Origin of the sequence: Thermodesulfatator atlanticus DSM 21156 (assembly GCF_000421585.1) — a bacterium.
Lineage (GTDB): Bacteria > Desulfobacterota > Thermodesulfobacteria > Thermodesulfobacteriales > Thermodesulfatatoraceae > Thermodesulfatator > Thermodesulfatator atlanticus.
Map to the genome: position 1 here is coordinate 1 of NZ_ATXH01000054.1, position 1431 is coordinate 1431.

The following is a 1431-nucleotide window of genomic DNA, read 5'->3' on the forward strand; positions in this document are numbered from 1 at the left end:
GTAATCTTCGGCGTGTTTACAGGTAATTTCTAAGGTTTCCTGGTTTTCTTCAAGAATCAGAAGGATACGTTTTATAAGGTCGTTTTCGTCTTCGACAACCCCTGCGCCAAAGGAAATATAAATCACAGGATACTTCTTAGACCAATCCCATTTCTCTTCAAGGAAAAGCCCCTTAAAGAGCTCGCGTTTCCCCAGGAATGCCTGGCGCAGGGTATCGAGAAATAGGCTTTTCCCGAAACGCCTTGGACGAGAGAGAAAAAAATACTTTCCCTGGTCAATGAGTTTCTTCACAAAGGGGGTCTTATCCACATAGTAATAACCCTCGGTGCGGATTTCTACAAAACTCTGTATCCCTACGGGAAGCTTTTTCTTAGCCATAGTGGTATTATAGCAGAAATGAAATCAATGTGTTGGGATCCGTTCCTATTTTTCGGAAAGAACCGATCCCTTTCACCTTTCGCCCTTAGCCCTTTGCCTTTAACTTCTACAGGTCATTCCTCACTGCTCACCGATCACGGTTTACTTTCTGTCATCCCGAGCGAAGCGTCAGCGCAGCGAAGAGCCTGCCCTGAGCCGGAGGCGAAGGGATCCACTCCCCTTTTCCCGTCATCCTGAGCCATCCCCTTTCTGTCATCCTGAGCGTAGCGAAGGATCCATTAATCGACCTCTGGATTCTTCGGTCGCTTGCGCTCCCTCAGAATGGCAAAAAAGAAGTTCCCTCAGAATGACAAAAATGGGAGCTTCTTGAGCCCTTCGCCCATCACGAGGCGACGCAGTCGCCGTGGTAATCTTAGGAAACATCTAGAACTTCTACAACCTCTAGAACCTCCATCACATTTACTACCGATCACCGTTCACTGATCACTGCTCACCCTTCGCCCTTCGCCTTTTGCCTTTCATACCTTTAGAACTTCTACCACCTCTAAAACCTCTACAACCTCTAGAACATCTAGAACTTCTACAACCTCTAGAACTTTTACCTCTGCTCACTGTTCACTGATCACAGATTACTGATTACCTGACCTTAAGAAAGCAATTCCTCTATGTCACACAGATCTTCTGCTACTTCTATAGCTTCTTTTATCGCCCTCAGCTTATCAACGTCTTCTATCTTGCTAATGGCAGAAAAGAGCTTAAGCCCCTTGGCACCAAATTTTAATTTCAAACCAAGTTCGATGGCCTCAAGAAGCCCTTGCCTTATCCCCTGCTGTATCCCTTGCTTTATCCCCTGTTCAAAACTTTTTTTGATCCCTATTTTTTCTGCCGTAGTTATATAGGGCATCTTCTTCTCCTCCTCATATCTTATGATTTCTTCGTGAAACTTGGAAGTTAACTCTATACTGCTACCTTAAAAATCCGGACACCTCAGAAAGGGAGAGTTAAGTTAAAATAGTTTGCCAAGGGAGGTGTCCTATGAAAAAGCGTCAGTTT

General features: G+C 44.9%; 2 protein-coding genes. Both read right to left on the reverse strand.

Features of this window, described 5'->3' with window-relative positions; all coding sequences use genetic code 11:
* The coding region (locus tag H528_RS13755) for an AAA family ATPase (protein WP_033396604.1) at window positions 1–378 on the reverse strand (378 nt) is incomplete at its 3' end.
* Between the two features lie 646 nt (window positions 379–1024).
* Window positions 1025–1282: an RpnC/YadD family protein gene (locus H528_RS13760; protein ID WP_022854513.1), complete on the reverse strand. Its 258-nt coding sequence runs from the start codon at window positions 1280–1282 to the stop codon at window positions 1025–1027.
* Window positions 1283–1431 lie beyond the last annotated feature (149 nt).